At 58.5% G+C, this 24,204-nt stretch carries 25 protein-coding genes; 13 read left to right on the forward strand and 12 right to left on the reverse strand.

Translation table 11 applies throughout. The features are described from left to right. Position 1 precedes the first annotated feature (1 nt). Complete coding sequence (locus ACTF5F_RS02145; protein WP_438955235.1) at positions 2-1,414, forward strand: FAD-binding oxidoreductase; 1,413 nt, start codon at positions 2-4, stop codon at positions 1,412-1,414. Here ACTF5F_RS02145 and ACTF5F_RS02150 read toward each other — a convergent pair. Further along, the gene (locus tag ACTF5F_RS02150; protein WP_438955236.1) at positions 1,411-1,941 is read right to left on the reverse strand and encodes an adenine phosphoribosyltransferase; all 531 of its coding nucleotides are present in this window, start codon (positions 1,939-1,941) and stop codon (positions 1,411-1,413) included. The two genes, ACTF5F_RS02145 and ACTF5F_RS02150, sit on opposite strands and share 4 nt — an antisense overlap. A 17-nt stretch (positions 1,942-1,958) precedes the next feature. Further along, entirely contained in the window at positions 1,959-2,828 is an 870-nt protein-coding gene (locus ACTF5F_RS02155; protein WP_438955237.1) for an S-methyl-5'-thioadenosine phosphorylase, read from the reverse strand. Positions 2,829-2,965: 137 nt separating this feature from the next. Between ACTF5F_RS02155 and ACTF5F_RS02160 the strand changes: the two genes are divergently transcribed. Continuing rightward, complete coding sequence (locus tag ACTF5F_RS02160) at positions 2,966-4,582, forward strand: SulP family inorganic anion transporter (protein ID WP_438955238.1); 1,617 nt, start codon at positions 2,966-2,968, stop codon at positions 4,580-4,582. On the opposite strand, the gene ACTF5F_RS02165 is transcribed toward ACTF5F_RS02160, so the two are convergent. Continuing rightward, positions 4,579-5,187, reverse strand: coding sequence for a flavin reductase family protein (locus ACTF5F_RS02165; protein WP_438955239.1), 609 nt, complete (start codon positions 5,185-5,187; stop codon positions 4,579-4,581). The genes ACTF5F_RS02160 and ACTF5F_RS02165 overlap by 4 nt on opposite strands. Before the next feature lie 74 nt (positions 5,188-5,261). Between ACTF5F_RS02165 and ACTF5F_RS02170 the strand changes: the two genes are divergently transcribed. Then, complete coding sequence (locus ACTF5F_RS02170; RefSeq protein ID WP_438955240.1) at positions 5,262-5,762, forward strand: GNAT family N-acetyltransferase; 501 nt, start codon at positions 5,262-5,264, stop codon at positions 5,760-5,762. 30 nt (positions 5,763-5,792) lie between these two features. Continuing rightward, positions 5,793-6,605, forward strand: a complete 813-nt coding sequence (locus ACTF5F_RS02175; protein WP_438955241.1) for an EcsC family protein — start codon at positions 5,793-5,795, stop codon at positions 6,603-6,605. Here ACTF5F_RS02175 and ptsP read toward each other — a convergent pair. From ptsP to ACTF5F_RS02195, 4 genes are all read right to left on the reverse strand, one after another. After that, positions 6,560-8,839, reverse strand: a complete 2,280-nt coding sequence (gene ptsP, locus ACTF5F_RS02180) for a phosphoenolpyruvate--protein phosphotransferase (protein WP_438955242.1) — start codon at positions 8,837-8,839, stop codon at positions 6,560-6,562. The two genes, ACTF5F_RS02175 and ptsP, sit on opposite strands and share 46 nt — an antisense overlap. 77 nt (positions 8,840-8,916) lie before the next feature. Continuing rightward, positions 8,917-10,155, reverse strand: coding sequence for an aspartate kinase (locus ACTF5F_RS02185; RefSeq protein WP_438955243.1), 1,239 nt, complete (start codon positions 10,153-10,155; stop codon positions 8,917-8,919). Between the two features lie 153 nt (positions 10,156-10,308). Next, positions 10,309-10,719, reverse strand: a complete 411-nt coding sequence (locus ACTF5F_RS02190; protein WP_438955244.1) for a DUF1178 family protein — start codon at positions 10,717-10,719, stop codon at positions 10,309-10,311. A gap of 32 nt (positions 10,720-10,751) precedes the next feature. Next, entirely contained in the window at positions 10,752-11,234 is a 483-nt protein-coding gene (locus tag ACTF5F_RS02195; RefSeq protein WP_438955245.1) for an NUDIX hydrolase, read from the reverse strand. Between the two features lie 84 nt (positions 11,235-11,318). On the opposite strand from ACTF5F_RS02195, the gene ACTF5F_RS02200 reads away from it, so the two are divergent. Then, on the forward strand, positions 11,319-12,446 hold the full coding sequence (locus ACTF5F_RS02200) for an acetoin utilization protein AcuC (protein WP_438955246.1): 1,128 nt from the start codon (positions 11,319-11,321) through the stop codon (positions 12,444-12,446). Here ACTF5F_RS02200 and ACTF5F_RS02205 read toward each other — a convergent pair. Then, positions 12,426-13,631: a 3-deoxy-D-manno-octulosonic acid transferase gene (locus tag ACTF5F_RS02205; RefSeq protein WP_438955247.1), complete on the reverse strand. Its 1,206-nt coding sequence runs from the start codon at positions 13,629-13,631 to the stop codon at positions 12,426-12,428. The genes ACTF5F_RS02200 and ACTF5F_RS02205 overlap by 21 nt on opposite strands. A gap of 60 nt (positions 13,632-13,691) precedes the next feature. Next, complete coding sequence (gene metG, locus ACTF5F_RS02210) at positions 13,692-15,404, reverse strand: methionine--tRNA ligase (protein ID WP_438955248.1); 1,713 nt, start codon at positions 15,402-15,404, stop codon at positions 13,692-13,694. Between the two features lie 166 nt (positions 15,405-15,570). Here metG and ACTF5F_RS02215 point away from each other — a divergent pair, with 166 nt between their 5' ends. From ACTF5F_RS02215 to ACTF5F_RS02230, 4 genes are all read left to right on the forward strand, one after another. Next, on the forward strand, positions 15,571-16,614 hold the full coding sequence (locus ACTF5F_RS02215; protein ID WP_438955249.1) for an aldo/keto reductase: 1,044 nt from the start codon (positions 15,571-15,573) through the stop codon (positions 16,612-16,614). Between the two features lie 97 nt (positions 16,615-16,711). Continuing rightward, a complete protein-coding gene (locus ACTF5F_RS02220; RefSeq protein WP_438955250.1) occupies positions 16,712-17,623 on the forward strand; it encodes a 3-keto-5-aminohexanoate cleavage protein in 912 nt (303 codons plus the stop codon). Further along, positions 17,620-18,168 (forward strand): lipocalin family protein, encoded by a 549-nt coding sequence (locus tag ACTF5F_RS02225; protein WP_438955251.1) that lies wholly within the window; start codon positions 17,620-17,622, stop codon positions 18,166-18,168. The genes ACTF5F_RS02220 and ACTF5F_RS02225 overlap by 4 nt, the downstream gene beginning before the upstream one ends. Continuing rightward, complete coding sequence (locus ACTF5F_RS02230) at positions 18,165-19,634, forward strand: carnitine 3-dehydrogenase (RefSeq protein WP_438955252.1); 1,470 nt, start codon at positions 18,165-18,167, stop codon at positions 19,632-19,634. Before ACTF5F_RS02225 ends, ACTF5F_RS02230 begins: the two co-directional genes overlap by 4 nt. Here the strand turns inward: ACTF5F_RS02230 and ACTF5F_RS02235 are convergent. Both ACTF5F_RS02235 and ACTF5F_RS02240 read right to left on the reverse strand, forming a co-directional pair. Further along, positions 19,631-20,335 carry an NUDIX hydrolase gene (locus tag ACTF5F_RS02235; protein WP_438955253.1) on the reverse strand — a complete coding sequence of 235 codons (705 nt, stop codon included), beginning with the start codon at positions 20,333-20,335 and terminating at the stop codon, positions 19,631-19,633. The two genes, ACTF5F_RS02230 and ACTF5F_RS02235, sit on opposite strands and share 4 nt — an antisense overlap. Beyond that, positions 20,287-20,673 (reverse strand): DUF983 domain-containing protein, encoded by a 387-nt coding sequence (locus ACTF5F_RS02240; RefSeq protein WP_438955254.1) that lies wholly within the window; start codon positions 20,671-20,673, stop codon positions 20,287-20,289. The genes ACTF5F_RS02235 and ACTF5F_RS02240 overlap by 49 nt, the downstream gene beginning before the upstream one ends. A gap of 165 nt (positions 20,674-20,838) precedes the next feature. On the opposite strand from ACTF5F_RS02240, the gene ACTF5F_RS02245 reads away from it, so the two are divergent. From ACTF5F_RS02245 to ACTF5F_RS02260, 4 genes are all read left to right on the forward strand, one after another. Further along, a complete protein-coding gene (locus ACTF5F_RS02245; protein WP_438955255.1) occupies positions 20,839-21,330 on the forward strand; it encodes an EF-hand domain-containing protein in 492 nt (163 codons plus the stop codon). Between the two features lie 75 nt (positions 21,331-21,405). Continuing rightward, positions 21,406-21,987 (forward strand): RNA polymerase sigma factor, encoded by a 582-nt coding sequence (locus tag ACTF5F_RS02250; protein ID WP_438955256.1) that lies wholly within the window; start codon positions 21,406-21,408, stop codon positions 21,985-21,987. Beyond that, positions 21,974-22,327 carry a hypothetical protein gene (locus ACTF5F_RS02255; RefSeq protein ID WP_438955257.1) on the forward strand — a complete coding sequence of 118 codons (354 nt, stop codon included), beginning with the start codon at positions 21,974-21,976 and terminating at the stop codon, positions 22,325-22,327. Before ACTF5F_RS02250 ends, ACTF5F_RS02255 begins: the two co-directional genes overlap by 14 nt. Next, positions 22,320-22,784: a periplasmic heavy metal sensor gene (locus ACTF5F_RS02260; protein WP_438955258.1), complete on the forward strand. Its 465-nt coding sequence runs from the start codon at positions 22,320-22,322 to the stop codon at positions 22,782-22,784. The genes ACTF5F_RS02255 and ACTF5F_RS02260 overlap by 8 nt, the downstream gene beginning before the upstream one ends. Here the strand turns inward: ACTF5F_RS02260 and ACTF5F_RS02265 are convergent. Continuing rightward, positions 22,703-24,181: a diguanylate cyclase gene (locus ACTF5F_RS02265; RefSeq protein ID WP_438955259.1), complete on the reverse strand. Its 1,479-nt coding sequence runs from the start codon at positions 24,179-24,181 to the stop codon at positions 22,703-22,705. The genes ACTF5F_RS02260 and ACTF5F_RS02265 overlap by 82 nt on opposite strands. Between the last annotated feature and the right edge of the window lie 23 nt (positions 24,182-24,204).

A 24,204-nucleotide genomic window follows, 5' to 3' on the forward strand; every position in this document is an offset into this window, starting at 1 on the left:
GATGCTGAACCCTGTGACGGAGGCGTTTGAGGCGGAACTGAGGGCGATATTGCCTGCTGCGGCCTTCAAGGACGCATCAGAGGCCTATTTCACTGAGACGCGCGCGCGGTGGCACGGGCACGGGCTGGTGGTTGCGCCCGTTTCTACGGAAGAGGTCGCCGCATTCGTCAAGGCCTGCTTCAACGCTGGCGTCTCCGTTGTGCCTTATGGCGGTGGTACAGGATTGGTTGGCGGGCAAATCCTGCAAGATGGGCCCAAACCTGTTGTACTGTCGCTCGAACGGATGACCACGATTCGTGAAGTCTATCCGACGGAGGATGTGATCGTTGTGGATGCCGGGGTGATCCTTGCGGACATCCAGCAGGCGGCGCGGGAAGTGGATCGGCTGTTCCCGCTGTCGCTCGCCTCCGAAGGGTCGGCGCGCATTGGTGGGTTGCTGGCGACCAATGCGGGCGGGGTCAATGTGCTGCGCTATGGCAACGCGCGAGCGCAGTGTTTGGGGCTTGAGGTTGTGCTCCCCGACGGTACCGTCTGGAATGGCCTTTCGCGGCTGCACAAGGACAACACAGGCTATGACCTGCGTAATCTGATGATCGGGGCGGAGGGGACGCTGGGCGTCATCACCGCTGCGGCGTTGAAGCTGGCGCCTCAGCCCGCCTCCTCCGGAGCCGCGATGATGAGCGTGGCATCGCCGAAAGCTGCGCTGAACCTTCTGGCGATGGCAAAGGGGCAGATGGCGGAGGGGATCTCTGCCTTTGAATTCATCCACCGCCAAGGCTTTGATTTTCTGGATGCCGTTGGGCCGGACTATCGCAAACCCCTTGATCACACGCCGGAATGGACGGTTTTGATTGATGTGGGTTTGCCTGTGGGGTTAGAGGCTGAGGAGGCCCTGATGACGTTGTTCGAAGCGGCCGTGGCTGAAGGATTGGCAAGCGACGGAGTAATCGCGCAATCAGATGCGCAGCGCGATGCGTTTTGGCACATCCGCGAAAGCATTCCAGAGGCAAACAGGCGGATCGGCTCCGTCAGTTCGCATGACATCTCGATGCCTATTTCCTGCATCCCTGACTTCATTGCTGAAGGACCGGGACGTCTGGCAAAGGTCGGCAATTTCCGCATCAATTGCTTCGGGCATCTGGGCGATGGCAACCTGCATTACAACGTCTTCCCACAAGAGGGGGAGACGCGCGACGATCATGTCGAGAGCCGCGACGCGATCAAACGCACCATCCACGACCTTGTGCATGAATTCGGCGGCTCGGTCAGTGCGGAGCATGGGGTGGGCCGTTTGAAAGTCGCGGATCTTGAACGCTATGCCGATCCGGCAAAGCTTCAGATGATGCGGGCGATCAAAGCGTCGCTTGATCCGAAAGGCATCATGAACCCCGGCGCGGTGCTGCGGGCGGATTAATCGCCTTCAAATTCGCAAAGCACCTGCACATCTAGGCCCATCCCCTCAAGCTTTACGCGGCCACCAAGATCAGGCAGATCGATGATAAAGGCGCACGCCATGACGGAGGCGCCCAATCGCTCAATGAGTTTCACGCCTGCCTCTGCCGTGCCGCCGGTCGCCAAAAGATCGTCGACGACTAAGACCCGCTCCCCCGGTTGCAGGGCGTCGTCGTGGATTTCCATGACCGCTTCGCCATATTCTAATTGATAGGCTTGCTCGATCGTCTCGCCGGGCAGTTTGCCCTTCTTGCGGATCGGCACGAAGCCGAGCGAGAGTTGATGCGCAATCGCGCCACCAAGGATGAACCCGCGCGCCTCCAACCCCACGATCCTATCAATCTGCTGGCCTACATAGGGGTGGAGCAGTTGGTCAATCGCCATCCGAAACCCACGCGGGTCGCCAAAAAGCGTTGTCACATCCCGAAACATGATCCCTCCATGCGGGAAGTCGGGGATCGTGCGGATATAGTCTTTGACAGTTTTCATGGGGGAGATCCGTAGGGTTAGAGTACGCGGCCGGCGACCGCATCGAGTCTTGTAACAAGCTCAGGATCGCGTTTGTCGGGGGCGGTCATCACCGCATATTCCAGCGCGCGGTCACAGCCGTGTGGGCAGGGTGCACGGTCAGGCCCCAGAAGGGCAGGCAAACGCGCTACCATATCCCGTGCCTTTGTGCCGTTGCCTTGCAGCGTTTTGATCACGTCGCTCACATCCACTGCGCCGTGGTCTTGGTGCCAACTGTCATAATCGGTGATCATCGCGACGGAGGCATAGCAAAGCTCCGCCTCGCGCGCCAATTTCGCCTCTGGCATATTGGTCATGCCGATGACGTCACAGTTCCAGACATCGCGGTAGAGATGGCTTTCGGCTTGGCTGGAGAATTGAGGCCCTTCCATCGCCAGATAGGTGCCACCGCGATGCACAGTCACACCTGCCTCTTTCGCCGCCTTCTCGCAAGCATCTGACAGGCGCGGACAGGTGGGATAGGCGACGCTGACGTGGGCCACGCAGCCGGTACCGAAGAACGACTTTTCCCGCGCGAAGGTCCGGTCAATGAATTGATCTACAATGACAAAATCGCCTGGCGCCAGTTCCTCCCGAAAGGAGCCGCAGGCGCTGACACTGATTACATCGGTCACGCCCAAGCGTTTCAACGCATCAATGTTGGCGCGATAGGGGACGGTGGTTGGTGAATGCACATGACCGCGCCCATGACGGGGCAGGAATGCCATCTCGATACCATGCAACGCTCCGCAAAGCATGGCGTCCGAAGGGGTGCCCCAAGGGCTGTCCACCGTGACCCATTCGGCTCCGTCCAATCCATCAATGTCGTAAATGCCTGATCCGCCGATAATCGCGATTTTTGTGTTCATTGCGGGACCCCTCACCAGCCAACAGTGTTTCGCAAACACCAATGCCACGCAAGCCTTTTGGTTTCTGCGTGACAATAGGCGCGGCCTCAGATAAGCCGCCGCGCACGGCTCAATCCCTCCCTATAGGACCTGACCACATGGAAAGCTCAATCTTTGCGCGTTTTGCAAACAATCTCGCTATGTCTGATCCGGCCACACGGCTGACATCAGGGCAGATCAGGACAGAGTTTTTGTCGGGCCTGACCGTGGCCTTGGCGCTGGTTCCAGAGGCTGTCGCGTTTGCCTTTGTCGCAGGCGTTCACCCGCTTGTAGGGCTTTACGCGGCGTTCATCGTGGGGCTTATCACTGCCATCTTTGGCGGGCGTCCGGGGATGATTTCCGGGGCGACAGGTGCGCTGGCCGTTGTGATGGTCAGCCTCGTCGCGCAGCATGGGGTCGAATACCTTTTTGCCACCGTGGTCTTGATGGGGATCATCCAGATTGTCGTGGGCATCATGAGATGGGGCAAGTTCATCCGATTGGTGCCGCATCCGGTGATGCTGGGCTTCGTCAACGGCCTAGCTATCGTGATTTTCTTAGCGCAATTGGGTCAATTCCAAGTGCCCGGCACGTCTGAGGGCGGCGGTCACGGGATTGCACATGGCGAATGGTTGAGCGGTTTGCCCCTTGCCCTGATGCTGGGCCTTGTGGCGCTGACGATGGCGATCATTTGGGGCTGGCCGCGCATCACCAACATCATTCCGGCTCCGCTGGCAGGCATCGCGATTGTCGCTGGCATCGTCATTATCTTTGGTTTGGACGTGCCGCGTGTGGGCGATCTGGCTTCGATTCAAGGGGGCCTGCCTACATTCCACATTCCGATGGTGCCGCTGACGTTTGAGACGTTTGAGATCATCTTACCCTACGCGCTGATCCTCGCGGCCATTGGATTGATTGAAAGCCTTCTGACGCTGAACCTCGTGGGCGAAATCACGAACCAGCGGGGCGGTGCGTCGCAAGAATGCATCGCGCAAGGCGTGGCTAACACGGTCACCGGTTTCTTTGGCGGCATGGGCGGTTGTGCGATGATTGGTCAGTCGATGATCAACGTGAAATCTGGCGGCCGCACGCGGCTTGCAGGCATTGCCGCGGCGCTGTTCCTCTTGGCCTTCATCCTGTTTGCCAGCGGCGCGATTGAGCAAATCCCACTCGCCGCTTTGGTCGGCGTTATGTTCATGGTAGTGATCGGGACATTTGCTTGGAACTCCCTCCGCATCCTGCGGAAAGTGCCGTTTACGGATTCCTTCGTCATCGTGCTGGTGACTGTCGTGACAGTGTTGACCGACCTTGCGACGGCGGTTGTCGTCGGTGTGATCGTCTCTGCCTTGTCCTATAGCTGGAACAACGCCAAGCGCATCTATGCGACCACACATGAGACGCCAGAAGGTGCCATGGTTTACCAAATCCAAGGGCCGCTGTTCTTTGGATCCTCAGACGGATTTGCCGAGTTGTTCAAGGTAGAGGACGACCCGTCGCTCGTCATCATCGACTTTGACAACAGCCGCGTGGTCGATCAGTCGGCCTTACAAGCGATTGAAGCGATTGCGGCCAAATACGAAGCAGCAGGCAAGCAGATCCAGTTGCGTCACCTCAGCCGCGACTGTCATGAGCTGCTGTCCCGTGCAGGTCACTTGATGGTCGATAGTGATGATGACCCAGATTATCAGGTCGCGGTGGACTACGCCGTGCGCACGGGTGTGCTAGGCAGGCATTAACCCTCGCCCGGGCGTTTCAACGAAAAGAGTTCAGTAACTTTCGTGTAATCACGATAGCCAAGCCGTGCGAGCGGTTGACAGGTTATCACGTCAAACTTGCCATTGACGATGCAGTCATCGCGCAACCTGACGCCTGTGACTTCCCCTAAAACAAGGGTGTTCGCCTCCCCCGGAAGTTTGACGAACTGGGTGAGCTTGCATTCCAGTACTGCTGGGGCGCCGTCAACAAAGGCGCAATCGATAGTCTCACAGGCTCCTTTTGTAAGCCCCGCTTGATCAAATTCGTCAACGTCTTTGCCCCATGCGCCAGATGAGACGTTCATTGCATCCGCCATCGTCGCTTCAACGATATTTACAGCAAATACGTTTGTTTCCGCGATCTGCGCCACACTGTCCTTCACGCCGTCACGGTCCGCTTTGCCGCTGGTGCAGGAGAACATGACCTGCGGCGGCTCATAGGCGATCCCGTTGAAAAAGGAGTAGGGGGCGAGGTTGTCATGACCGTCGGCCCCGCGCGTCGAAATCCATCCAATCGGGCGCGGCGTGATCACCGCGTTGAACGGATTGTGCGGTAGACCGTGGCCGTCTTCTGGTCGATAGAACATGCGCCAACCTTGTGTTTTCTGCTGGTCACTGCACAGATAGCTTGCGAAGATGCCGAGGGCCACTTGAAAGACGAATGCAGGCGACAAGCTACACAATTGAAACGGAAAAAGCGGACGACTGGTGGGAAGTCGAAACGCTTTACGACTTGAGCTTTGCGCCCGGTCGGTCCGCTTTGTCGTCATATCGTCTGCGTGACGACATTAATCCTGTGGCCGCACTTTGCCTTGTGGCCCGTGATCCGGATGACATTGTTGCCGGGGCGGTTCGGAATTGGCCGGTGCGTGTTGGTGGGCAACCGGCACTCCTCCTTGGCCCGATTGCTGTACACCCGACACGGCAGGGCGAAGGGCTTGCCGCTTTGTTGATGTTGCGGTGTATCGAATTGGCGAAAGACATGGGCTGGGCGCGGATGATGCTTGTTGGGGATCAGCCCTATTACGGGCGGTTCGGCTTTCGCCGGTTGGACGGTGTGAAGATGCCGCCGCCAACGAACCTTGACAGAACGCTGGGTTTGGACCTTGTGGGTGGGGCTTGGCAGGGCGTTGAAGGGCCCGTTGAGCGGGCAACGGATTGAAATACCGTCTTTTGTGCATAGCTAAGGGTGATGCAAGACGGTTCGAACTCGATGAAACTGGTCAATCCTGACAATGCACCGCCAGATCTGACGGATGAGGCGCTGGGCAGCATTGCTGACATTGCCGCGCGTCAGAGACGGGCGAACGGGTTGCTGATGAAGGCGGTTAATTTCGTTGGCGGGCAGGTGGAAGACACGCTTGCGATCCTCCCGGAAGGCGCGAAGGACCAAATTGATAACGCCGCAAAAGATGCGCTGCGCAAGAGCTACGCGCTGGCGGAGAAATCCCGCGAAGGACGGTTGAGCAACGTCGCTACAACTGACCGGATGCACAAGGTGATGGCGTTAATTTCTGGCGCAATTGGCGGATTAGGTGGGCTTCCAACGGCCATCGCCGAAATCCCTGTCGCCACCACGATGATTTTCCGCGCCGTGCAAGGCGTGGCGGAACAATACGGCGAAGACCCGACTACGGAAGAGACCCGACTGCAATGTCTGTCCGTCTTTGGCGCGGGCGGACCGGGTGAAGACGATGATGGTGTCGATACAGCCTTCATTGGCGCGCGGATCGGCCTCACCGGTGCTGCCGTGAATTCGCTCATCAGTCGCGTGGCCCCAAAATTTGCGACGGTCTTGTCACAAAAGCTAGCCTCCCAAGCGGTGCCAGTGTTGGGCGCGGTAGCGGGCGCGGGCACGAATTATGCATTCACCGATTACTACGTCGAAATGGCGCATGTGCATTTTGCACTACGGAAGCTGAGCCGGACCTACGGTGAAAAACAGGTGTTGGATGCGTTTCACACCGCTTTGGTGGTCGGCAACATCCCCGTCAAACGCGCCTGATCGACCAGATAATCTGACACATCCCTGCGCACCGACTGTTCCCCACGGGCGCGCGCATCATCGATGACCGCTTTCACCTCTTTGAGGTCAATCTGTCGAATAAGGTGCTTAACTGGACCAATGGAGGCTGGCCGCATCGAAAGGGACGGAAAACCGATAGCGGCAAGGCAGACAGCCTCCAACGGACGGCCTGCATCCTCCCCACAGAATGACAGGGGCGTATTGGCGGCGTCGCAGCGGCGGACTACTTGTTCGAGGAACCCAAGAAAGCTGACGTTGAGCGTGTCATAGCGCTTGCGCACGCGCTCATTCTCCCGATCTGCGGCATAGAAGAATTGCTTCAGATCGTTTCCGCCGACTGAGATGAAATCAACCTCCTCATAAAAGCTGTCAGGCGCAAAACCGATAGAGGGCGTCTCCAACATCGCGCCAACCTCGAGGGTGGAGGGCAAAGGATGCCCCAGCTTGCTTTCCCGCGCCAAAACTTTGGCCAATTCTGCCTTGGCTTCTCGAAACTCCGACCGCAGCGTGATGAAGGGGAACATGATAGTCAGTGGGCCGCCATCTGCGGCGCGGACAAGCGCCTGTAACTGCATCCGCAACACGCCGGGTTTGTCGAGCCCCACGCGGATCGCGCGCCAGCCCATCGCTGGGTTCGGTTCATCATTGGGCGGCATATAGGGCAGCACCTTGTCAGAGCCGATGTCGAGCGTGCGAAACGCCACGCGCTTGCCCTTGGCTGCGTCCAGCACCCGCTTGTAGAGCGATGACAGTTCGTTCCGCTTTGGCATGCTGTTGCGGACCAGAAACTGCAATTCGGTACGGAAAAGGCCAACACCCTCCGCGCCAGAGCTTTCCAGCGATGGTAGGTCAGCCATCAGACCAGCGTTCATGTGCAAGGCGACAAGACGCCCACCTTTATCGATGGTCGGTTCATCGCGGATGGAGGCATAGCGCGCTTGCGCCCGTGTTTGCATTGCCATCTTGTCGGCAAAGGCGGCTTGCACCTGCTCATCGGGGCGCAGATGCACGATGCCTTGCTCCCCATCTACCAGAATGCGGTCGCCGTTGAGCGCCTCTGTCGTGATGCCTTTGACGTTGATGATGAGCGGGATCGCCCAAGCACGGGCTACGATAGTCGCGTGGCTCCCGACGGAGCCTTCTTCAAGAATGATGCCGCGCAACGTCTTGCCGTATTCCAGCAATTCGCCAGGGCCGATGTTGCGCGCAATCAGGATCGGGCGGTCTGGCATTTCGGCCCCTGTGTCGGAGCCCTGACCAGTCAATATGCGCAGAAGGCGGTTCGACAGATCATCCAGATCATGCAGACGTTCGATCATGTAAGCATCGCCTGCCTCCCCCAAACGGGATCGTGCGAGCGATTGCTCTTTCTCAACTGCAGCTTCTGCCGACAGACCGTTTTTCACGTCCGCTTCCATGCGGCGCATCCAACTGCGCGAATTGGCGAACATGCGGTAGGCTTCGAAAACCTTAATCTGCTCTTTGTCGGTCGCTTTCGTGCCAGAGAGCATTTCATCCACCGAAATGCGCAGTTGATCGACGGCCGTTTGCAGGCGTTCCAGCTCTTTCTCCGGATCGTCGGATATCGGGTTTGTGACAACCACGCGCGGCTCATGCAGATAGACCTGACCCTCGCCCGTGCCTTCCTGTGCGACTGTGCCTCGGAACATGACTTGCTGTTGGTGGCGGGCGGACAGGGCGGCACCTTCACCGACGAAGGCGCCGAGTTCGGTCATCTCCGCGATCACCATTGCCACGACTTCGAGGGCGTAAACCTCATCCTCTTCAAACTGGCGGGCGTCGCGGGATTGCACGACGAGCACGCCCAAAGATTCCCCGAGGCGCTGAATCGGTACACCGCAGAAGGAGGAATAGCGTTCCTCCCCCGTTTCCGGCATGTAGCGGAAGCCGCGTTCTGAGGGCGCGTCGGCGGTGTTGATCACCTTACGGGCCTTGGCGGTGCGCCCCACCAGACCTTCGCCCAACCGCAGCCGCGTCTGGTGAACGGAGGCTTTCTCAAGACCCTCCGTTGCGCAAAGCTCCAACGTTTCTTCATCGCGGAAGAGGTAGATCGAGCACACCTCGGTCTTCATCGAGTCAGCGATCAAGGCAACAACGCGATCCAATCGCGCCTGACCAGCACTGTCTTCTGCAAGTGCTGTCTGCAACCTCTTGAGAAGTTTGCGACTTTCGCTTTCGGTCAATTGGACCATAGTGTTCCCAGTGCTTTGGTCTTACCCTCGTAGCACCAGTCTATTGTAACCCTGTGACGAAGTGGAGCGAATTTCGCCTAAGCTGCTTTTTCGAGCCCAAATGCGTCGTGCAGCGCCTGTACGGCCAATTCCATATACTTACGCTCGATGAGGACGGAGATTTTGATCTCCGATGTGGTGATGACTTTGATATTGATGCCTTCCGCTTGAAGCGCCTTGAACATCTGGGCCGCGACACCTGCGTGGCTGCGCATGCCGATACCGACGACGGAGACTTTGGCTACCTCTTCGTCGGAGACGAGATCGTGGAAGTTGATCTCCCCTGACGCGCGGGCGTCTTCCATTGCTTTTTGTGCGCGCAACACCTGATCGGTGGGGCAGGAGAAGGTCATGTCGGTGCGACCTTCTTCGGAAATGTTTTGGAGGATCATGTCGACGTTCACTCCTGCATCGGAGAGGGGGCCAAAGATCGCGGCGGCGATACCGGGACGGTCGGCAACTGAAATGAGGGTCATCTTCGCTTCATCGCGGGAATAGGCGACGCCAGCTACAACATTTGATTCCATGATTTCCTCCTCATCGCAGACGAGCGTGCCAGCATCGTCCGATGGTTCTTCAAAAGATGACAAGACGCGCAAACGCACCTTGTAGCGCATCGCAAGCTCAACAGAGCGTGTCTGCAACACCTTTGCCCCAAGGGACGCCAGTTCTAGCATCTCCTCAAAGGCGATTTTGTCGAGTTTGCGGGCCTTGGATGTGATCCGTGGGTCGGTGGTGTAGACGCCGTCGACGTCGGTATAGATGTCGCACCGCTCGGCTCCGAATGCGGCGGCGAAGGCCACAGCCGTTGTGTCCGACCCGCCGCGACCAAGCGTGGTGATCCGGCCTTCGTCGCTGATGCCTTGAAAGCCCGCCACAACAGCAACGCGCATCCCATCGGCAAATTTAGCTTCGATATTGTCGGTGGGGATATCCTCAATCCGGGCAGAGGAATGGGCATCCGTCGTCTTCACCGGTACCTGCCAGCCTTGCCAACTGCGCGCGGGAATATCCATTTCCTGCAAACGCAGCGCCATCAGGCCAGCGGTCACATTCTCACCTGAGCTGACCACGGCGTCATACTCACGAGCGTCATAAAGCGGGGAGGTTTCATTGACCCAGCCCACCAGTTCATTCGTTTTGCCAGACATGGCAGAGACGATGACGATCACGTTGTAGCCATTTGCCACTTCGAGCGCGACGCGCTTGGAGGCGCGCGCGATCCGATCAAGGTTCGCAACCGACGTTCCGCCGAATTTCATAACAAGGGTGGGCATAAAGGTCTTTCTGGCCAGTGCCTGTCGTTGATGGGCACCCTTTAGCCACCCGATCCGCGAAGGGCAATCCTATCAAACGGTGCGGGCCTGCTGCCCGCACGACAAAATGGCACTGTGTTGCGCGGATACGGCCCTTTTGACCGGACGGATGGACTAGTTGGAGCGTTTTGTGGGCACGAAGGGCAGTGGCAGCACTGGAATGCCGTCTTCAATCAGCTTTTTCGTGTCTTTCGCAGTGGATTCGCCATAGATCGCCCGCTCTGGCCTGTCGCCGTCATGCATGGCGCGGGCCTCTGTGGCGAAATTGCTGCCGACATAATCCGCGTTCGCTTCCACCTCCGCCCGCAGTTTTTCAAGCGGTTCTTTGGGCGCGTCGCTCAAGGGGCGCACGGGCATGGCGGATTTCTGGACCGCAGGAGCCATCAGCCTCTTTGCCACATCCGAACCGCCGCATTCAGGGCACGTCACCATGCCCGCTTGCGCGAGGCTGTCAAACGCCGCGGCAGACTGAAACCAGCTTTCAAAACTGTGGTCGTTCGCACAGGTGAGGGTATAGCGGATCAATGTGGAAACCTTTGGTCGGTGGTGCCTGTATTTTAGCCCGTCAGCTTGGCGGGGTCAAAGGTGCTGACAATCCGCCGCAGTTCCGGCTCAGTCAGTTTTTTCGCAGCTTTCTTGAGCGGCACCCATTTGCGTTTGCGCTGTTTATGTTCCGGCCATTTTTTGGCGATTTCCTGTACTTCGACCGGATAGACCATCACCACCACGGGCGCGGGGTTTTCGCTGACGGGTTTGACGTAGGAATAGACGCCCAAGCAGCGGTCGTAGGCTTTGCCTTTTACGCCCGCTTCTTCCCACGCTTCTTTAGCGGCCGCCTTGGCGGGGGTATGTTTGTGCATGGGCCAGCCCTTGGGCAGGATCCATCGTCCCGACCCGCGGGAGGTGACGAGGCACACCTCGATTTTTCCGTCCACGACACGGTAGCATAGGGCCGAGAATTGCGTGCGCACGTCCGTCTTACCCCCAACACGGAGCTTGATCGGCAACTGCCCGCGTTTTCTAGGTTTGTTCGATTTCACGCTGTCATTCACTGACATTTGGTCTAGGTCCTGTTTAGCCGGAACCATCGTCTCATGCGGTCATGTGGGACACAAGAGGACAGGGTGCAGAAAGCGCGTTTCATAGGGTCTGAGATTTATCGCGGGTCAAGCTATGGCCCCTGGCATCCTTTGCGCGTACCGCGTGTGTCGACCGTCATGGATTTGTCGCGCGCGCTGGGGTGGTTGCCTGCGGATCAGTTTGTAACGAGCCCCATCGCCAAGCCCAAGGCGCTCCATGCGTTTCACACGGACGCCTATGTCGCGGCGCTTCTACAGGCCGAGGCGGAGCAAGAGGTGCCAGACGACGTGCGGGTGCGGCATCATTTGGGTACGCCGTCGAATCCAATCTTTGCGGAGATGTATCGAAGGCCTGCAACCTCTGTCGGGGCGGCGCTTTTGGCGGGAGAATTGTTGCGTGACGGGGGTGAGGTCTACGCGCCGGGATGCGGCACACATCATGGCATGCCGGACCGAGCAAATGGTTTTTGCTTTCTGAATGACCCTGTGTTTGCGATCCAGTCTATGCAACGCAACGGCGCTACGCGGGTCGCCTATGTCGATGTCGACGCGCATCACCCCGATGGGGTGGAGGCTGCGTTTGCGCATGATCCCACCGTTTTGCTGATCTCCATCCATGAGGAAAATCGCTGGCCGCGGACGGGGGCTTTGTTCGATCGTGGCGTGGGTAATGTCTTCAACATGCCTGTGCCGCGTGGGTTTAATGACAGCGAGATGCGCGCCTGTCTTGAGCGGCTGATCCTGCCGCGTCTTGAGGCGTTCCAGCCGGATGCTTTGGTGCTGCAATGCGGGGCGGATGCGATCCGCGAAGACCCGCAATCGCGGTTGGAATTGTCCAATCAGGCGCTGTTTGAGGTTGTGCGCCGCCTGCGCGGTCTGTCGAATCGTTTTATGGTCTTGGGCGGTGGCGGCTATAATCCGTGGTCGGCTGCGCGTGCTTGGACAGGAATTTGGGGTATACTGAGCGATCAAGAATTGCCGGATGCGTTGCCGAAGGCAGCATCCGGTGTCTTGAGCGCCTTGGAATGGTCAGGGCAGAGGCGGGTGAAAGAGCCGCTGGACCATTGGGTCAGAACGCTGGTGGATGACCAGCGTGATGGGCCGATCAGGGGCGAGGTTGTTGGGCAGCTGGATGCGCTCAGCCAGCAACCGCTACCGCAGGTGATGGTCTAGTACATCAAGAACTGCCTGACCGGATTGGTCTGATCGATAGGGTTCCGGCGTGCGGTCGAGCGCGTGCGCCCATGCATCAGACAGTTCTTTTGGTCCATCAATTGTCCAGACGGGGAAGTGCGACGCGACATCGGCGTAGCTGTCGGTGAAATTACTGATCGAGGGGCCGTGGACAATGGGGCATCCGTGGGCGGCAGGTTCATAGGGCGTGTGACCGCCTTTGTTGACCAGTGATCCCCCGATGAAAGCCGCACCTGCGATGCGGTACCAGATGTGCATCTCCCCTATTGTGTCGGCGATATAAACGGGCCTGTCGAAAGGGTCTTTTTGCGACCGCCTTGAGACGTCAAACGCCATCTCAGCGGTAAGTTCTGCGATGGCGGCACCACGCTGTGGGTGGCGGGGGGCGATGATGAGTTGCAAGGTTTTATCTGTCTCGTGCAACGCTCGGAAAGCTTTCAAAGCGTACCGGTCTTCGGGGTCATGCGTGGCGGCGGCGAGCAGGATTTTGCGTCGGTTCAAGCCCGCGAATGCGGCGGGCAGGGGGGTATCGACAGGCAAGTAGAGCGCTTTGAGGTTGATAACCTCCGCCAGTTTGTCACGCGCGGCGCCCAGCAGTTCAAACCGGTCAGCCGATTGCGCGTCTTGCGGCAGGATCGTGGCCATGTCGGAAAAGATGCGGCGGGCGGTGTCGGGAAAACGCGACCATGTGCGCATGGTCGCATCCGACATCCGCGCATTCAGCATGAGGACGGGCAGGCGGCGGTCATGCAGGCTTAGGATGCGTGCGGGCCAAAGCTCATTTTCGACGATGATCAGCGCGGTGATGCCATTGCGCGCCACAAACCAACGCGTCAGCCAACCAAGGTCGAGCGGGGCAAGCCCACAGGAAATATTGAGGTTTTGCCAGCGCTCCACAGTCTCACGACCAGTGGTTGTCGTTGTCGTCACCAGCAATTTGCGGGTTTGCGCCACGTGTTCGAGGGCGGCGCGAACGGCGTTGAGTTCACCGACACTCGCTGCATGCACCCAAACACGGGGACCGACAGCGTTTGGTCCAGTAAGTCGTTCCTTCAAATCAGCGAAACTCTCCCGTCCCCGCGCAATCGCAATCACTGTGCGCAGGATGACCAATAGCACAAGGATCGGGGAAAGAAGGCGGTAGAGCAGCAACAGAATATCCAAACAGACACCCGATTTGACTAACAGCCGACGCCCTTTGGTTCCAGTCTGTTTCGCTTTGGCCTAGTCGCGCGTGCCTGCGAAGCGTTCGGCCCAGTCTTCGCGTTGATCGTCGGTGATCTTGGCGAAAAGGTTTTCGGGCACTGCGAACTCGTGCCCTTCTGGCAGCGCTTCAAGGGCCGTTACCATATCCGTTGGCCAATCTGTGTCCATCGTGTTCATGTCTTTGAACAAGATCGCCGCTGTTGTTGGAATGAAGGGCGCCGACAAGACGGCATAGACGCGGATCAAGTTCAGGGCGAGCCGGATTTGTGCGGCGGCCTGATCTGGGTTTTGCTTAAACACGGCCCAAGGTGCTGCCGATTGCAGGTATTCATTGCCCGCAACCCAGATCGCCCGCAGTTCTGCGGCCGCTTTGCGCACGTTAATGGCGTCCATATGTGCTTCATAAGTCGCCAACCGTTTGTCGAGGTCGGCGATGAGCGCGTTTTCCTGATCACCGAAGGCCCCGCCACTTGGCACTGCCTCCCCATATTTGGAGCGGCAGAATTTCGTCACGCGGCTCACGAAGTTTCCCAAAACGTCGGCCAGGTCTTTGTTGACGTCTTGCTGGAAAGCCTCCCACGTGAATTCGGCGTCTGAGGTTTCCGGCGCATGGCTCAAAAGCCACCAGCGCCAGTAGTCCGCAGGCAGGATTTCCAAAGCCTGATCCATGAACACTCCGCGCCCGCGCGAGGTGGAGAATTGTCCGCCATCATAGTTCAAGTAGTTGAAAGACTTGATATAATCGACAAGTTTCCACGGCTGCTGACTGCCCAGGATCGTGGCGGGGAAGCTGAGCGTGTGGAAGGGCACGTTATCTTTGCCCATGAACTGCGTATATTGGACATCATCGGCGCCTTTGTCGGTGCGCCACCAGCGGGCCCAATCATCCCCTTTGCCCGCGTCGACCCATTCTTGGGCGCAGGCGATGTATTCGATGGGCGCGTCGAACCAGACGTAGAAAACTTTGCCATCCATGCCCGACCAGTCTTGTTCGCCATTTTTGACAGGGATGCCCCAGTCAAGATCGCGGGTGATGCCGCGGTCTTGTAGGCCGTCACCGTCATTAAGCCATTTCTTTGCAATAGATGTTGTCAGCACCGGCCAGTCGGTCTTGCTGTCGATCCATTTCGCCAGATCGCCCTTCAGCTCGGACTGGCGCAAATAGAGATGCTTGGTCGGGCGGACTTCAAGACCGGTGGAGCCGGAAATCGTCGACCGCGCGTCAATGAGATCGGTCGGGTCCAACTGTTTGGTGCAGTTGTCGCATTGATCGCCGCGCGCGCTGTCGAACCCGCAGTTGGGGCAAGTGCCTTCGATATAGCGATCCGGCAAGAAGCGAGCATCGACGATGGAATAGATCTGCTCTTCGGTCACTTCGCGGATCAGGCCCATTTCGTTCAAACGTCCGGCAAAGGCTTGCGTCAGAGCATGGTTTTGCGGGCTGGATGATCGACCGAAGTGGTCAAAGGAGAGGCCAAACTCATCGGCGATCTTGGCTTGGATCTCATGCATCTCAGCACAGTAGTCGGCAACGGGCTGGCCCGCTTTGGCCGCGGCAAGCTCCGCCGGTGTGCCGTGCTCGTCCGTCGCACAAAGGAACAGCACCTCATCCCCGCGGCCACGGCGGTAGCGCGCAAAAAGGTCGGCAGGCAACTGGCTCCCCACCAGATTGCCGAGGTGTTTGATGCCATTGATATAAGGAATGGCAGAGGTGATCAGATGGCGGGCCATAAGCTGTGTTTCCGTGTCGATGTTGCGTGCTTTTAGACGGACTGTTGGGCCGTGACCATATGCCAATGACGTGCAAATGCCATTTCTGGCCTCACACGCACCGATTACGGGGTTGCGGTGCGGGGCGAGGGCACTAGGGTCACCCCTCTACGCAAGGGGTGCACAAATGCAAAAAATAATACTCGGCCGCAGCGATATTTCCGTGACAGACTGGTGCCTTGGCACGATGACCTATGGCAACCAAACGCCAGAAGAGGACGCCCACCGCCAGATCGATATGGCGCTGGATACGGGGCTCAATTTTCTCGACACGGCAGAGATGTATCCAGTGAACCCGATCCGCGCCGAAACCGTGGGTCTGTCGGAGAAGATCGTTGGCAATTGGGTCGCCAAATCAGGCCGCCGTGATGAGGTGGTGATTGCTACGAAAGTCTCCGGCGACAACCCGGGCTGGGTGCGCGGGGGCGAAGGCTACAGTGGTGCGATGATGCGCGATGCGGTTGAAGGGTCGCTGCGCCGTTTGCAGACGGATGTGATCGACGTCTACCAGATGCATTGGCCGATGCGGGGCAGCTATATGTTCCGCCAGAACTGGACCTACGACCCCTCGCACCAAGATCGTCAGAAGACGCTGGATCACATGCATGATGTGTTGTCCGCCTTGGGCGCGCTGGTGGCTGAGGGTAAAATTCGCAGCATTGGCATGTCGAACGAAAGCGCGTGGGGTATGACGCGCTGGATGGATGTGGCGGAGGAACATGGCCTGCCGCGCATGGTCTCCGTCCAGAACGAATACTCTTTGATGTGCCGCCTCTATGACACCGACATGGCGGAAATGGCAGTAAATGAGGATGTGACGCTTTTGTCCTTCTCCCCGCTCGCCTGTGGGCTCTTGACGGGCAAGTATCAAGGCGGTGCGGTGCCGGATGGGAGCCGGATGTCAATCGGGCCTGAATTGGGTGGACGGATGACGCCGCGCACGCTTGAAGTTGCACAGGTCTATCTTGATCTGGCAAAGCAGCACGGGGTGGATCCGGTCCACATGGCGCTCGCTTGGCAGCAGACACGACCCTTCCCGATTTCCGCGATTTTCGGCGCGACGACGGCGGACCAACTGGCGCATATTCTTGCGGGCAAGGACGCGGTGCTGTCGGATGAGCTGTGCACTGAGATCGATCAACTGCACCGCGCGCACCCCTATCCATATTGATCCCGTGTCGCTTTGCTTTCAGCGGCGGTCGAATTGAGGTGGAAGGCCAGCCTCCGGCGAAGGTATTCTGAGCGAAAGAACGTCTGGGGAGGACAGCATGCCACTGGAAATGAACAGAGAGGTGTTCATCACCTGTGCGGTTACAGGATCGGGTGGAACCCAAGATCGAAGCCCGCATGTGCCACGATCCCCCAAGCAGATTGCCGAAAGCGCGATTGAAGCGGCTAAGGCGGGGGCGGCGGTGGCCCATTGCCATGTGCGCGATCCTGACACCGGCGCACCATCGCGCGATTTGGCACTCTACCGCGAAGTGACGGACCGAATCCGCGCGGCGGAAGTGGATATTGTCCTGAACCTGACAGCGGGGATGGGCGGGGACATTGTGTTTGACGGGGTGGAGACGCCTTTGCCTCTAGCCGCTGGCACGGACATGATTGGAGCGACAGAGCGGGTCGCCCATGTCGCGGAATGTCTGCCAGAGATTTGCACGCTCGATTGCGGCACGATGAACTTTGCCGAAGCAGATTACGTCATGACCAACACGCCCGGCATGTTGACGGCGATGGGCGGGATGATGACAGAACTTGGCGTGAGGCCGGAGATTGAAGCCTTCGACACCGGTCATCTTTGGTATGCCAAGCAGCTTGTCAAAGACGGTGTTTTGGACAGCCCCGCCTTGGTGCAGCTTTGCATGGGCGTGCCGTGGGGCGCGCCGGATGACCTCAATACCTTCATGGCTATGGTAAACAATGTGCCGGACGATTGGACGTTTTCGGCCTTTGGACTGGGCCGCAGCCAAATGCCCTACGTCGCCGCCGCCGTCCTCGCGGGCGGCAACGTGCGGGTCGGGTTGGAGGATAATCTGATGCTCGACAAAGGGGTTTTGGCGACAAACGCGCAGTTGGTCGATCGCGCGGTAGGCATTATTGAAAACCTCGGCGCGCGAGTCATTGGACCTGACGAGGTACGCCAGAAACTTGGACTGACCAAGAGGGAGCCCAGATCATGAAATGGCTTGGATGCGTTGCGTTTGTGGGGTTGAGTGGCTGTGCTGCGCTTTTTGACGAAGATGTGGGCGGACTGTTCGAGGTCTACCGCGACACCACTGTGCCAATCTCCAGCAAGGCGCTGTTTGAGTCTGAGCGCTATCTTGGCACATGGTACGAAGTGGCCCGCTATCCGGTCCCTTTTGAGGCGGGCTGTGTTGGGGTGACAGCCGAGTATGGCGCACTCTCGGACACAACGATTTCGGTCAAGAACACCTGCCGCCGCGAAGACGGCAGCGTGCGGTCCGTCATCAATGGGGAAGCTGAGATCGTTGGCCCGGGGCAGCTGAAGGTGCGCTTCCCGTCTGTTCCTTTCGGCGCGGCGGACTATTGGGTGCTTTGGGTGGATGAAGGCTACCGCACCGCTGTTGTCGGGGCGCCCAACGGACGGTCCGGTTGGATCCTGAACCGCAGCCCTGACATCCTGGCGGACCGTTTGCAGGCGGCCAAGGAGATTTTGGATTTCAATGGCTACGACCTGGACCGTTTGATGGAAGTGCCGCAATGACCCAGACCGTAGCGATCATTGGCGGCGGCGTCATCGGCGGCGGCTGGGCCGCGCGGTTCTTGTTGATGGGCTGGGATGTGCAGCTTTTTGACCCCGACCCAGAGGCGGAACGCAAGATGTCCGAGGTATTGGGCAACGCGCGGCGGTCTTTGCCGGGGTTGTCAGATGTGTCTTTGCCGCCAGAAGGCCGCTTGCGTCATTGCGCCACGATTTCGGAGGTGGCGGACGGCGCCGTCTGGATACAGGAAAGCGTGCCAGAGCGGTTGGACCTTAAGCGCAAGGTGTATCAGACGATTCAAGAGCATTGCGCGGAAGATGCGATCATTGGCTCCTCCACCAGTGGGTTCAAACCGTCAGAGCTGCAAGACTGCGCAACGCGACCCGAACAGATCGTGGTCACGCATCCGTTCAATCCGGTCTATCTGTTGCCGCTGGTTGAGCTTGTGGGGACGGCGAAAAACAGTGACGCGTTGATCCACCGCGCGAAAGACGTCCTAACCAGCGTCGGAATGTATCCGCTGCATATCAAAGCGGAAATTGACGCCCATATCGCGGACCGGTTGCTCGAAGCTGTCTGGCGGGAATCGCTCTGGCTGGTCAAAGATGGCATCGCCACGACGGAGGAGATCGACGACGCCATCCGCTATGGTTTTGGCTTGCGCTGGGCGCAGATGGGTCTTTTTGAAACTTACCGAATCGCGGGCGGCGAAGCGGGTATGCGGCACTTTATTTCTCAGTTCGGTCCGGCGCTCAGCTGGCCGTGGACCAAGCTGATGGATGTGCCGGAACTCACCGAGGAACTAACCAACCAAATCGCGGGGCAGTCCGATGCACAATCGGGGCATCTGAGCATTCGTGAGCTGGAGCGCGTCCGCGACAATAATTTGGTGACAATCTTGCGCGGGTTGAAGGCGCAGGATTGGGGGGCAGGGCGCATATTGAACGCGCAAGATGCGCGGGTGACGAAGATTGCGAATTCAATCGACGATGTTGCCGACCTCAGCCAACCGATCCTGACGGTGAAACGCGCGGTGCCGCTCGATTGGACCGATTACAACGGTCACATGAACGAGGCACGCTATTTACAAGCCTTTGGCGATGCGACCGACCAGCTGATGCTGATGATCGGTTGCGATGCGGACTATATCCAAAGCGGCGGCAGCTATTTCACGGCAGAGACGCACATCCGGCATTTGGATGAGGTCCATGCAGGTGCGGAGATTGAAGTGCGCACGCAATGTCTTTTGGGCGAGGGTAAGAAATTGCACCTATTCCATCAGATGATGTCAGGTGACACACTGCTCGCGACAGGAGAACACATGTTGATACACGTCAGCTTGGAGACCCGAAAAGCCTCGGAGCCTGCGGTGCAGGTCAGCGGACCGTTGGCTAAACTGGCGAAAGCACATGCGGCCTTGCCTCGACCAGAAGGGGCCGGATCAGCAGTTGGGGTCAGGGCAGGCTAGCCGATGCGGCTGACGTGGTGGTCATCGTCATTGTTGCGGAAGAACGGCACGCTGGTTACGACGCGGTCGCCGTCAACGTAGGCGCGTAGCTCGGCCAAGACGACTTTGGTGATGAAGGGCAGGTCATAGTCAAGCGCGTCTGTCAGTGCGACCCATTGCAGATGCGAAAGCTCGTCTTCTGCGTTTGTGAAATCATCAGGGTCTGTCTTCAAATTATCGGCGTCTGCCAAAAGAAATCTAGCGTCAAAACGTCGGGGTCGCCCTTGTGGGGTGACGGCGCGAAAGAACATCTCGAACGGGGCGGCGGGGACGTGGCCTGTTGCGGCAAACCCGCGCCAGCCTTGGGGTGCGCTGCCCCACGTGCCTGTTGCCCCAAGAATTTGACCGGTTTCTTCCCAAAGCTCCCGAACAGCGGCAGCAGCAACGGAGTGCGGGGTGAGGTTACTCTCGTCCGCTAACCGCTTGGCCGTTTGATCCGGCAATCCGGTCACCTCGATCTGCGCATCGTTGGCATCGACCGCGCCGCCAGGAAACACGAATTTCCCAGGCATAAACACGGCCTTCGACCCGCGCTGCCCCATCAGAACGCTTGGACCTGCGCGCATCTCTCGCAAGATGATGACGGTTGCGGCGTCTTTGATCGGCACATCGGTCATGGATTGGCTTTCAGCGCTTTGAACCCATGCATGAATTTCGCCCATTGGATCGCGATGATCATGCCCTTGAGGCGTGGCAGTAAATACAGCGCCAAAGCCACGCAAAGCGCGGTCAGCCCCGTGGCCATCACCCACGGTTCGGGTCGGAAGCTGACCCAAACAAAATGCATCACAAACCCCATGATGTGACCGACCACAAGTATGGTCAGATAGGCTGGCCCGTCATCAGCGCGATGACCGCTCAAGTCTTGGCCGCAAACGTCACAAGCTGGCGCGGTCTTCAGGTACCCCTCAAAAAGATGCCCCTCACCGCAGTTCGGGCACTTGCGCCGCAGTCCATTCCAGACGGCAGGCTTCATAGGACGGTCTCCAGCGGCGTTCATTGCGGCGCTCCTTGTCGGCCAGACATATGTGGTTCTTGCAGTGAAATAAGGGGGTAGCGCAAGGTCAGGCGACTTTTTTCCAGTAATTGCGACAGAAAAACTGCCGCGCCTCGTTTGATGGATATCTCCGGCAACAAAGCTGGGCATTTGAAAATGAGGTAGATAATGAAGACGACACTCTTACTGGCAAGCATCGCAGCAGCCGCAACTCTTACGGCGGTTGACGCTAAGGCCAAGGGCGGGCACGGCATGGATTTCGCCACGCTGGATGCAAACCAAGACGGTCAGATCACGATGGACGAATTGGAAGCGCAGGCGGAAACACGTTTTGCCGCAGCCGATACGAACGGTGATGGCGTTTTGTCCGCAGAGGAAATGACAGCCGCCGCGAACGGGCGCGCGGCGGAACGTGTTGCGCGGATGATCGAACGACTTGATACAGATGGTGATGGCGCGGTGAGCCTTGCTGAGATGGAAGCGGCCCGCGAAGGGCGTGGTGGTGATCGCGCGGCCCGCATGTTCGAACGTGTCGACGCCAATGAAGACGGTGCCATCAGTGCCGAAGAGTTTGAGGCAGCAAAAGAGCGGGGCCGTGGTGGGCGTCACGGTCACGGTGGCTCCAAAGGTCAGCGTGATGGTGCGTCAAACGACGGCTAAGTCCCCCCGTCAGCAGGGGCTGCCCCAGCCCCTGCTGTTTGCCTCTTACCGATCCACATCGTACCAAAGGCACGAATGGAAGACCTCAGCCAAGCTCCTGATGCGGCCCTCTTGGTGGCCTATGCGAATGGGGATCCAGACGCAGCGCAGCTTCTCACGCAGAGGCTGCTGCCAGCGGTCTATGGGCAAGCGATGCGCATGTTGACGGACAGGGCGGAGGCTGAAGACGTGGCGCAAGAGGCGATGATCCGGCTGTGGAAAATCGCACCGGATTGGCGGCAGGGAGAGGCCCAGGTCAGCACGTGGCTGTACCGTGTGGTGGCAAATTTGTGCACCGATCGCTTGCGTAAACGGCGTGCGAGCGTTGGCTTGGACCAAGTGGCCGAAGTGTCCGACGGCGCCCCCAGCTCGGCGGATGAATTGCAACGGGAAACTCGCATCAAAGCACTGAAAGACGCGCTTGCCCAATTGCCGGAGCGACAGGCGCAGGCGGTGGCTTTGCGACATTTGGAAGGGTTCAGCAATCCGGAGATTGCAGAAATCATGGACATCAACGTGACGTCAGTGGAAAGTCTGACGGCGCGTGGCAAACGCGCCCTTGCGGCGCTTCTGTCGAACCAAAAGGAAGCATTGGGGTTTGAAGATGACACCATCTGACGACAAGAAATTGGACGCGCTTTTTGGCGAGGTTAGGTCGGATCCGGTTGAGCCCAGTTCTGATCTCATGGCCCGTGTGCTGGCGGATGCCGCTGCGATGCAACCCGTTGCTGCCGCTCAGAGCGTTGCTAAGAATCCGCTCGGCAGCAGGATCCTCAGCGCGATTGGCGGTTGGCCCGCGCTGAGTGGCGTGGCCGCAGCAGGCGTTGCAGGGCTTTGGATTGGATTGGTGCCGCCGGACGCAGTCGATGTGTGGATGGCCGAAGCGCTGGGTCAATCGACCGAAGTGTCGCTGATAGATGAGTTTTCGATACTCGATGAAGGATGGGTTGATGGCTGAAGCAAAAGGGAAAGGCCCAAGCCGGATTTGGCGGCTTGTGTTGGTTTTGTCGCTGGCATTGAACCTTGCCGTGGTTGGGTTGGTCGTTGGCGTTGGTCTACGCGCCGCTGGGGGTAAGCCGCCCCGATCTGTGGAGTTCGGATTTGGCGTGATTGGTCAAGCGCTGACCCAAGAGCAACGCCGCGAAATTGGGCGCAGCTTGCGCGCAGACCCATCTGTGCGTCGCGCAGGTCGCCCCAACCGCGTCATGGTTGAAGCGTTGATTGCGGTTTTGCGCGCGCCCGTCGTTGATGAGGCGCAGCTGACGGCGGCGCTTGATGGTGCAAGCCGTCGCGCAGAAACGCTCCAAACCGCTGCGCGAACCGCCTTTGTGACTCAGGTTCTCGCGATGAGTGACGTAGAACGCCTCGCCCTTGCGGAACGACTGGAGGGCCTGTCGAAGCGGCGCGACCGGTAGCGAGGTGGCTTACGCGACGCGGGAGCTGATGGCGACCTTGTTGCGGCCGCCCACTTTCGCTTCAAACAAGGCGGCGTCGGCCAAGTCAAAAAGACGTTCAGCAGGCAGCGCATCTGGCCCAAGGTGATCATCGACTGCGACCCCAACCGAGACCGTAACGCTGATTGATGCGGCTTTGTCGTCAAGCGCAAATGGCGTTTGGTTGACAGTCGCCCGCATCCGCTCGGCGGCCAAGTTTGCTTGCGCCAAAGAGGTGTCAGGCATGCCCACAAGAAACTCCTCCCCCCAATGCGGGCAACAAGGTCAATCGCACGGAAATTCTTGCGCAGGCGGCCGGCAACGCTGGTCAGAACCTGATCGCCCGCGGCATGGCCGTATCGGTCATTGATCTTTTTGAAATGATCAATGTCGAGGACGAGCACCGCATAGCTTTTATGCGCGTCACCGGCTTCTTTCGCGATTTTGGCAAGATGCACCTTGGCGTAGCGGCGATTGTGAAGACCAGTCAGGGGATCGGTGATCGCTGCGAACAGCCCGTTTTTGATCTTTTCCATTTTGTGGTTGACGCGGGTCTTTTGCCGAATGAGGTTGGCCACCCTGATCTTCAACTCCTCCGGCCCGATATTCTGGAATGCGACGTCATTCGCGACCAGATCGAGCAAGTTGGCGGCAAGTGAGTCTGCACCCACGGGCACGAGAGCGAGGATATTGGTCCGTCGTGAGCTTTGGCGCGCCTTCAGATCGGACACCAGTTGACAAACCTTCGTGTCGTTAGGCCTGCAAGTCACTTCCAAAATGCAAAGATCGGCTGGGCGGTCGTCCGCGGCACTGTTGAGCATTTGGGTGCGAGGGGTTGATTTGAGCGATGAAATACTGGCATCCATCACCATTTTGGAAACTGCTTCGGAGCCGTCAAACTCCGCCGGGATGAACCGGACAACGGCGGGTGTCAGCATGGGGGCGACAGCTTCGTCAAACCCAAATGCACGCGCGGTTTCATCTTTGATGCACCAGTCAAGGTCCGACCGACGTCGCCGCAACAACCCGCGAATAAGGGCCAACATCAGCGAGTCGCTGATCGGCCGTGTCAGCACATCGTCAACGCCCGCATCGAGCGCGGCAAACCGTGCGCGGTTGGTGTCGGCCAAACCAATGGCGAAGATGGCCAATTCGCCCATTGGGTAGGCCGCACGGATTGATGTGCAAAACTGGTGCGTGTCCTCTGTTGGATCCGACATATTGAGCAGCATCAGATCGGGTTTTTCCTCCGCGATCGTTTTTCGCGCTTCGTCGCATGTTGTTGCGGTAAAGACTTGGTATTGTGCGGCAATAAGTTTGACCCGAAGCACAATACGATTGGTTGCAACGCTATCTACAATCAGAATAGAGCCTGCCATGTTTTCCTTATCCTCTTGGCGTA

This window comes from Cognatiyoonia sp., assembly GCF_965661665.1.
In the GTDB taxonomy this organism is placed as follows: Bacteria; Pseudomonadota; Alphaproteobacteria; order Rhodobacterales; family Rhodobacteraceae; genus Cognatiyoonia.

Coding starts and splice junctions, on each gene's coding strand:
- ACTF5F_RS02145 (WP_438955235.1), top strand. CDS start 2: ATGCTGAACCCTGTGACGGAGGCGTTTGAGGCGGAACTGAGGGCGATA.
- ACTF5F_RS02150 (WP_438955236.1), bottom strand. CDS start 1,941: ATGAAAACTGTCAAAGACTATATCCGCACGATCCCCGACTTCCCGCAT.
- ACTF5F_RS02155 (WP_438955237.1), bottom strand. CDS start 2,828: ATGAACACAAAAATCGCGATTATCGGCGGATCAGGCATTTACGACATT.
- ACTF5F_RS02160 (WP_438955238.1), top strand. CDS start 2,966: ATGGAAAGCTCAATCTTTGCGCGTTTTGCAAACAATCTCGCTATGTCT.
- ACTF5F_RS02165 (WP_438955239.1), bottom strand. CDS start 5,187: ATGTTCTATCGACCAGAAGACGGCCACGGTCTACCGCACAATCCGTTC.
- ACTF5F_RS02170 (WP_438955240.1), top strand. CDS start 5,262: ATGCAGGCGACAAGCTACACAATTGAAACGGAAAAAGCGGACGACTGG.
- ACTF5F_RS02175 (WP_438955241.1), top strand. CDS start 5,793: ATGCAAGACGGTTCGAACTCGATGAAACTGGTCAATCCTGACAATGCA.
- ptsP (WP_438955242.1), bottom strand. CDS start 8,839: ATGGTCCAATTGACCGAAAGCGAAAGTCGCAAACTTCTCAAGAGGTTG.
- ACTF5F_RS02185 (WP_438955243.1), bottom strand. CDS start 10,155: ATGCCCACCCTTGTTATGAAATTCGGCGGAACGTCGGTTGCGAACCTT.
- metG (WP_438955248.1), bottom strand. CDS start 15,404: ATGGCCCGCCATCTGATCACCTCTGCCATTCCTTATATCAATGGCATC.
- ACTF5F_RS02215 (WP_438955249.1), top strand. CDS start 15,571: ATGCAAAAAATAATACTCGGCCGCAGCGATATTTCCGTGACAGACTGG.
- ACTF5F_RS02220 (WP_438955250.1), top strand. CDS start 16,712: ATGCCACTGGAAATGAACAGAGAGGTGTTCATCACCTGTGCGGTTACA.
- ACTF5F_RS02225 (WP_438955251.1), top strand. CDS start 17,620: ATGAAATGGCTTGGATGCGTTGCGTTTGTGGGGTTGAGTGGCTGTGCT.
- ACTF5F_RS02230 (WP_438955252.1), top strand. CDS start 18,165: ATGACCCAGACCGTAGCGATCATTGGCGGCGGCGTCATCGGCGGCGGC.
- ACTF5F_RS02235 (WP_438955253.1), bottom strand. CDS start 20,335: ATGGGCGAAATTCATGCATGGGTTCAAAGCGCTGAAAGCCAATCCATG.
- ACTF5F_RS02240 (WP_438955254.1), bottom strand. CDS start 20,673: ATGAACGCCGCTGGAGACCGTCCTATGAAGCCTGCCGTCTGGAATGGA.
- ACTF5F_RS02245 (WP_438955255.1), top strand. CDS start 20,839: ATGAAGACGACACTCTTACTGGCAAGCATCGCAGCAGCCGCAACTCTT.
- ACTF5F_RS02250 (WP_438955256.1), top strand. CDS start 21,406: ATGGAAGACCTCAGCCAAGCTCCTGATGCGGCCCTCTTGGTGGCCTAT.
- ACTF5F_RS02255 (WP_438955257.1), top strand. CDS start 21,974: ATGACACCATCTGACGACAAGAAATTGGACGCGCTTTTTGGCGAGGTT.
- ACTF5F_RS02260 (WP_438955258.1), top strand. CDS start 22,320: ATGGCTGAAGCAAAAGGGAAAGGCCCAAGCCGGATTTGGCGGCTTGTG.
- ACTF5F_RS02265 (WP_438955259.1), bottom strand. CDS start 24,181: ATGGCAGGCTCTATTCTGATTGTAGATAGCGTTGCAACCAATCGTATT.